Consider the following 8,586-nt stretch of genomic DNA (forward strand, 5'->3'; position numbering starts at 1 on the left):
TGTCAGGTCGTGCTCGCACGCCGTGTCATTGAAGCCGAGCACTACCTGGTGCCGCTCTTCGGCGTTCATCACCGGCAGATCCAGCAACGATTGCGCCGGCTGCTCATCCAGAGCCACGGCCAGCGCCCGCAGCACCTGTTCGAGCTGCCCGCACAGCCGCTGTGCGCCGACCGCTGCCGGCACCATGGCGACCAGACGCAGGCGCTGGCCCATATCGTCCACGTTCACGCTCAGCGGGTAGTTGCTGCGCTCCCTGCTGTCGAAGAACTCGATGCCCTGCCATTGCCGCCGGCTCGTCTCATCCACTTCCTGGCTATGGCGATAGTTGAGCATGGCACTGAACAGTGGCGCCGGCGCTGGCACCGCGCTGCAACGCTGGGCCAGTGCCAGCGAGGCATGCTCGTGGACCAGCAGCGCGCCCAGGTTTCGCTGGGTCGCCTGCGCGGCGTCGCGCACGCTCAGCCCGGCCAGGTCCAGGCGCAACGGCAGGGTGTTGATGAACATGCCCAGCGTACGCTCGGCCCCTTCGCCGGCCTCCAGGCGGCCCAGCAGCACAGTGCCGAACACCACGCTGTCGCGACCACTGACAGCCGCCAGCAAGCGGGCGAAGGCCAGATGGAACAAGCTGGCCAGACTGCCGCCCAGTTGCCGTGCCTGGCGTCGCAAGCGCTCGGCCAGCGCATCGTCCAGCCACAGCTCGGCTTGCTCGATGGCCTGGCCATCACCCTGCACATCGGCAAGGCCATAAGGCAGGGTCGGCTCGTCGATATCGCCCAGCTGTTCGCGGAAGTAAGTCTCGTGCTCAGCCTGGCTGACGCCCAGGCGCGCCTGGGCCACATAGTTGCGGTAAGGCGTCGGCGGCTGCTTCGGCAGCGGGCTGCCTTGCAGGTATCCGAGCAGTTCGGCGGCGATCAGGTCCAGAGCCGTATGATCGAGCAGAATATGGTGGAACTGCAGCAGCACGTCGATACACCCATCGTCGCGGGTGCCATGCAACAGACGTATCAATGGCGCCTGCCCAAGGTCCAGGTGCTGAGTGTCCACCTCCTCGATGGGCGCGACCTGCAACGTAGCTTCGCGCCAGACGACCTGCATCGGCTGCGGCAGCCCTTCCCAGCGTATCGCGGTACGCAATACGTCATGGCGATCGATGACCTGCTGCAAGGCGTCGCGGAACGCCTGTAGACGCGTCGGGCCATCGAAGAGCATGCGCGAGGCGAGCACATAGGGGTCGTGCTCCGGCGAGCTGAGGTGGTGGTAGAGAATGCCCTCCTGCAACGGCGCCAACGGGTAGATGTCCTGCACGTTGGCCGCGCCGCCCGGCACGCTGGCGACGATACGCTCGATATGGCGCGGTTCCAGGCGTACCAGGGTGAGCATGTCCGGTGTGATCCGGGTACAGCCGGCCGGGATGCCGTTGGCCGGTATCGCGACCTGCCGCCCGGCACCTTGCGTGGCGGCCAGGGCGGCCACGCTGGGTTGGCTGAACAACAGCCGCACATCGCACTCCAGCCCCTGCTGGCGCAAGCGATCGATCAGGTTGACGGCCAGCAGCGAATGGCCACCCAGCGCGAAGAAGTTGTCGTGGCGTCCGACGCGCTCGATGCCCAGGACCTCGGCCCACACCTGGGCCATGACGGTTTCCCGCTCGCCCTGTGGCGCTTCGTAGGCCTGCCCCGCCAGGCTCGCCGGGTCAGGGTCCGGCAAGGCGCGGCGGTCGAGCTTGCCGTGGGCGGTCAATGGCAAGGCGTCCAGGCGGATGAACGCCTGGGGCAGCATGTGCGCCGGCAACAGGGTGCTCAGTGCCTGGCGCAACACATCGGCGGTCACTTCGGCATCGGCGCAGTACCAGGCCAGCAGACGTTCGGCGCGTACCAGCACCGCGACGTCGCCCACGCCCGCCACCCTCGCCAGCGCGGCTTCGATCTCGCCCAGTTCGACCCGCACGCCGCGAATCTTCACCTGATCGTCGTTGCGTGCAACGTAGTCCAGGGTGCCGTCGGCATTCCAGCGCACCAGGTCGCCACTGCGATACATGCGCGCGCCGCTGCGCCCGGCGAACGGGTCGGCAACGAAGCGTTCGTCAGTGAGCTCCGGGCGATGCAGGTAGCCCCGGGCGACCCCGGCGCCGCCAATGTACAGCTCGCCCACCGCGCCCACCGGCACCGGCTGACGCTGACCATCGAGCACATAGACCCGGGTGTTGGCGATCGGCCGACCGATATGCGGCGCGGCTCCCGGCGACACCTCGCCAGAGGTGGCCACCACGGTGGCCTCGGTAGGGCCGTAGTTGTTGACCACGGCAAAGCCTGGCGCGCTCGGGAACGGACGCAGGCGATCACCGCCGGTCAGCAGCGTGCGCAAGGTCGGATGCCCCGCGCCCTGGCGCAGCACCTGCTCGGCCAGCGGCGTCGGCAGGAAGCTGACCTGCAACGGTGTGCTTCGCCACCAGTCGAGCAGCGCCTCGACATGCTCTGCGGCCACCTCGGTCGGTGGCAGGTGCAGCGCGGCCCCGGCGCACAATGCGGGCCAGGTCTCCCAGGCCATGGCGTCGAAGCCAAAGCCGGCGACGCTGGAGGTCTGGCTGCCGGGCACCAAGGCGAAGTTTTCGCAGTGCCAGTGGACCAGATTGGCCAGGGTACGGTGCTCGACCATGACCCCTTTGGGCTGGCCGGTGGAACCGGAGGTATAGACCACATAGGCCAGATCGCCGTCGTCCACGCCCGACACCCGGGGGTCGTGATCGGCGCAGGCGTGCCAATCGTCACGGTCCAGGTCCAGACGGGCGACATCCGCGGGCAGGCTCGGGTTGTTCGACTCGGCCAGCACCAGGGTCGGCGCGCTGTCATGCAGCAGGTAGGCGATGCGCTCGAGCGGATATGCCGGATCCACCGGCACATAGGCGGCACCGGCCTTGAGCACAGCCAGCAGAGCCACCAGGCGCTGCGGGGTGCGTGGCAGGCACAGTGCCACCCGGGCGCCGCGCCGCACGCCACGGGCGATCAGGCGATGGGCCAGGCGGTTGGCGGCACGATTGAGTGCGTCGTAGCTGACCACCACCTCGCCCTGCACCACGGCTCGAGCCTGGGGAGCGCGGGCGGCTTGGGCCTCGACCAGGGCATGCACAGTGTGACCTTCGGGGTAGCGCCGGGCCGTGTCGTTGAACCCGTCCAGCAGGCGTTCGCGCTCATCGCGGGCCAGCACCGGCAACGCTTCGACCGCTGTGCCAGGGGCCTGTTCCAGGGCCCGCGCCAGCTGCGCCAGGGTATTGGCCATCCAGGTGGCAATCCGCTCGGCGCCGATACCGGCTTGTGCCAGCACACTGAGAACGAAACCTGCACCGAGGTCGTCGACGCTCAGGGTCAGCGGATAGTTGCTGCGCTCCTCGCCGCCGAGCAGACGCACGCCCTGCCAGATACCCTGGCCATCGCGCGGCTCATCGGCGGCGCTGTGGCGATAGTTGAGCAAGGCACTGAACAGCGGCAGGCCGGCAGGCACACCGCTGCAGCGCTGGGCCAGGGCCAGTGACGCATGCTCGTGACCGAGCAGCGCCGACAACCCGGCATGGGTCGCAGCCACCGCCTCGGCCACCGCCACCGTGGTGTCGACCCGCAGCGGCAGGGTATTGATGAACATTCCCAGCGCCCGGTCGGCGCCCTCGCCGCCCTGCAGGCGGCCCAGCAGCACGGTGCCAAACACCACATCGGTGCGATTGGCCAGCACGCCCAGCAGGCGCGCCCAGGCCAGGTGCATCATGCTCGCGGGGCTGACGCCCAGGCGTCGGGCCTGCTCGCGCAGGCGCTGGGCCAGGGCCGCGTCCAGCGTCAGCCGTGCCTGCTCGACGCCCAGCCCCTCGCCTTGCACATCGCGCAGGCCGAACGGCAGGGTCGGCTCCTCGACATCGCCGAGCATGGCGCGGAAGAAGCTTTCATGCTGCCGTGGGTCATTGGCCAGGCGAGCCTGCGCCAGGTAGTTGCGATAGGGTACCGGCGCCGGGAGCCCCGCGCCTTCGTCGAACAGCAGGGCCTGCATTTCGGCTCCCACCACCGCCATGGCGGTGTGGTCGAGCACCAGGTGATGGAACAGCACGATCGCCACGACCTGCTCATTGGCCGGATCGCGGGCATAGACCAGGCGCAGCAACGGGGCATGGCCGAGGTCGATGCGATACCCGCGGGCGTCGAAGCGGGCCTGCAACTGGTCGATGACCGCCGTATCGGTCGGCTCGAGGGTGATCTCGCTGAGCGCCAGCTCGGCATGGCGCCACACCACCTGCACAGGTTCGTCCAGACCGTCCCAGAGCACCGCGGTACGCAGGATGTCGTGGCGGTCGATGACCTGTTGCAAGGCGCCGGCCCACGCCTGCAGGCGCGCGAGGCTGTCGAAGGCCAGGCGCGACTGCAGCAGGTACGGGTCGCCCTCGGCGGCGCTGCGGTGGTGATAGAGAATGCCCGTCTGCAGGGGTGCCAGCGGGTAGATTTCCTGCACGTTGGCCGCGCCGCCGGGCACCGTGGCGACAATGCGATCGATGCTGGCCTGATCCAGGTCGATCAGGCTGAGCATGGCCGGGGTGATTCGCGTGGCCAGGGTCGGCACGCGATTGGCCGGTACCTCGATCTCTCGGCCACTGCCGGCCGCCGCCGCCAATGCCGCCAGGGTCGGCTGGGCGAACAGCACGCGCACGTCGGCGGCAAGGCCGGCCTTGCGCATGCGTTCGATCAAGGTCACCGCCAGCAGCGAGTGACCGCCGAGCTCGAAGAAATGATCGTGACGTCCGACCTGGTCGACCTTCAGCACCTCGGCCCAGATGGCCGCCAGGGCGGTTTCCACCTCGCCTTCGGGCGCCGCGAACACGCGACTGACCACCGCGCCCTGGTCCGGCGCTGGCAGCGCCCGGCGATCCAGCTTGCCGTTGGCGGTCAGCGGCCATTGCGCGACCAGTACATAGGCCGCTGGCAGCATGTAGTCCGGCAACTGGCCTTGCAATCGATCGTGCAAGGCGTCGATCGCAGGTGTCTGGCCCTCGCTGCTGTAGTACGCCACCAGGCGCTTGTCGCCCGGCGTGTCCTCGCGCACCAGCACCACGGCATCGCGCACCCCGGCGCAGGCGGCCAGACGGGATTCGATTTCGCCCAGTTCGATGCGAAAACCGCGCAGCTTGACCTGACGATCGCCGCGCCCGAGGTAGCGCAGGGTGCCGTCGGCCTGCCAGCTTGCCAGGTCGCCACTGCGGTACATGCGCGCCCCTGGCGCGTCGCTGAACGGGTCGGCAAGGAAACGCTCGGCGTTGAGCCGTGGCTGCCCCAGATAGCCCAGGGCGACGCCATCGCCACCGATGTACAGTTCGCCCACCGCCCCCACCGGCAGCGGCTGCTGCCGGGCATCGAGCACGTAGCAGCGGCTGTTGCCAATCGGTCGACCGATCGCAATGGCGCCCTCGCCCACCTCGAGGATCTCGTGGGTGGTGCTGAAGGTGGTGGCCTCGGTCGGGCCGTAGCCATTGAGCAAATGACCCGGCGCGCCCTCGCGCAGCACGCGGGCGACCACCGCCGGATCGAGCACGTCGCCACCCACCATCAGGTAGCGCAAGGTACGGAACACCGGCAGCAGATCGCCCGCGTACTGGTGGAACAGGCCGGCGGTCAACCACAGCGCCGTCACGCCGCCGGCGAGCAACGCCTCGCCCAGGCCCTGTGGCGACAGCACCTGGTGCTGGTCGATCACCACGACCGTGCCACCATTGAGCAGCGCCGCCCAGACTTCGAGGGTGCTGGCGTCGAAGGCGGGGTTCGAGGCGAAGGCTAACCGGTCGTTGCCATCGAAGTCGGCGAAACCATTGTTGATCACCAGGCGCGCGATGGCCCGGTGCGGCACCTGGACACCCTTCGGCCCCCCGGTGGACCCGGAGGTGTACATGATGTAGGCGCCGTCATGGGCGGCCACCGGGATGTCCGGGGCATGCTCGGGATAGCTGTCCAGCGTCAGGCCGTCGAGCTCGACGCGGCGAGCCGAGGTCAAGCGTGGCTGCTGCGCGTGGGTCAGCAGCAGCGCGGCGCCGCAGTCCTCGATCATCAGGCTTTGGCGCTCGGCTGGTGCATTGGCATCCAGCGGCACATAGACCGCGCCACAGCTGCTCACGGCCAGCTGGGCGGCGATCAGGTCGAACGAGCGCGGCAGCAGCAGCGCCACCCGCTCGCCCTGGCGCAGGCCAAGCGCCAGCAGATGATGGGCCAGGCGGTTGGCATGGCGTTCGAGTTCACCATAGCGCCATTGTCGCGCGCCATGGACGACCGCCAGCGCATCGGCCGTGGCGGCGGCATGGGCGCGGAACAGCACGTGCAGCGGTTGTTCGCGCGGATAGTCGCGAGTGGTGGCGTTGAAATCGCGCAGCACCTGGCGGCGCGCCTCGGGTGTTAGGCAGGAGATGGTGTGAAGCGCGGTGTCCGGCGCCACTTCCAGGGCCTGGGCGAGGTGCTCCAGGGCACAGGCCAGCAGGGCACAGACCTGCGCGCCGTCGACCTGGGGCACGGCCTGCACGGTCACGGACATTCCTTCGCCCAGGTCATCGACGTTGACCACCAGTGGATAGTTGCTGCGCTCGTGCGCGTCCAGCAGCTCGATGCCGGCCCAACCCAGATCCTTGCCCATGCTCTGGGGCGTGCTATGACGCACGTTCAACAGGCTGCTGAACAAGGCTTGCGAAGCAGGTACGCCACTGCAGCGCAGGGCCTGGGCCAGCGACGCCTGCTCATGGCCCAGCAGCCGCGCCAGGCGCTGATGGGTAAGGCGCACGCCATCGGCCACGCCCACCCCATCGACGCTCACCCGCAGCGGCAGGGTGTTGATGAACATGCCCAGCGCCCGGTCGGCCCCCGCCCCGCCCTGCAGGCGCCCGAGCAGCACGGTGCCGAACACCACGTCCTCGCGCCCGCTGAGCTGGGCCAGCACCTGGCCCCAGGCCTGATGCACCAGGCTGGCGAGGCTCACCCCCAAGTGCCGGGCCTGCGCACGCAAGCGCCGGGTCAATCCATCGTCCAGCGCCTGACGGGTGTCGAGCACCTCGACACCATTGCCCTGCACATCGCGCAGGCCGAACACCTCGGTCGGCTCATCGATATCGCCCAGCAACTCACGGAACATCGCCTCGTCGGCCTGCGGGTCGGCCTGCAAGCGGGCACGGGCCACATAGTTGCGATAGGGCACGCTGTCGATTTCGAGCGCGTGCCCTTGCAACATGGCGCTCAACTGCGACACCAGCAGCTCTGTGGCAGTGTGGTCGAGCAGTATGTGGTGCATCAGCAGGCTCGCCTCCAGGCGCTCGCCCGCGGCGTGACGCACCAGCTTCATCAGCGGGGCGCAGGTGAGATCCAGGCGCTGCAGGTCGGCCTGCTCGACCAGCGGCAGGCGTGCCTGGTGTTGGACCACCTGAACCGGCTCGTCGAGCCCGGCCCAGTGGATGCTGGTGCGCAGGATATCGTGCGCGGCGATCAGTGCGTCCAGGGCGGCGACGAAGTTGTTCAGCTCGGCCTCGCCGGCGAAGGCGAAACGCGCGCGGCCGACGTAGGGGTCGGCCTCGGCGCTGGCCAGGTGGTGATAGAGGATGCCCTGCTGCAGCGGCGCCAGCCCGTAGATGTCCTGGACATTGGCGCTACCGCCCGGGATGCGCGCCACCAGGTCGTCGATGGATGCCTGATCGAGTTCGGCCAAGGGCAGCATCTGCGGCGTGATCCGCGTGCAACCTCGCGGGATCAGGTTGGCCGGCACCTGCGCCGACGCCTCGCTAGTCACCGTCGCGGCCAACGCGACAAGGGTCGGCTGGCCGAAAAGTACCCGCACATCGGCTTGCAGTCCCTGCTGACGCATGCGCTCGACCAGTCGCACCGCCAACAGCGAGTGGCCGCCCAGTTCGAAGAAGTTGTCATGGCGCCCTACCCGTTCCACGCCCAGCAGTTCGGCCCAGATCCCGGCCAGCAGCTGTTCGGTGTCGCCTTGCGGCGCTTCGTAAACGCGCGCCGGCAGCTCCGGCGTCGGCAGCGCCTTGCGGTCGAGCTTGCCGTTGGGGGTCAGCGGCAGCGCCTCGAGGTGGACGAACAACGCCGGCACCATGTACTCCGGCAGCCGCGCCAGCAGCGCTTGGCGCAGGACCTCGGCCAACTGCGGCTCGCCCGTGTGGTAGGCCACCAGGCGAGGCCCCGCGGGCGCGGCGTCATGCACCAGCACCACGGCTTCGCGCACGCCGGGCTGGCGTGCCAGGCAGGCCTCGATCTCGCCCGGTTCGATGCGCAGCCCGCGCAGCTTGATCTGGTGGTCGCTGCGCCCGAGGAACTCGAGCACGCCATCGGCGCGCTGGCGCACCAGGTCGCCGCTGCGGTACAGGCGCTCGCCTTCGTTGAACGGGCTGGCGATGAAGCGCTCGGCCTGTTGCTCCGCCAGCCCAAGGTAGCCACGCGCCACCCCGGCACCGCCGATGTGCAGCTGGCCAGCCACGCCGATCGGCACGGGCTGGTCATGGCCATCGAGCACGTACAGCCGGGTGTTGTCGATGGGGCGGCCAATCGGCAGCGCGCCCTGGGGCAGTGGATCCTC

General features: G+C 69.1%; 1 protein-coding gene. It reads right to left on the bottom strand.

The features are described 5' to 3' along the window. Positions 1-8,586, bottom strand: an 8,586-nt coding sequence (locus N5D48_RS24925) for a non-ribosomal peptide synthetase (RefSeq protein ID WP_279888702.1), incomplete at both ends; no start/stop codon positions are given.

The sequence above is a fragment of the Pseudomonas sp. GD03858 genome, from assembly GCF_029840925.1.
Taxonomy (GTDB): domain Bacteria; phylum Pseudomonadota; class Gammaproteobacteria; order Pseudomonadales; family Pseudomonadaceae; genus Aquipseudomonas.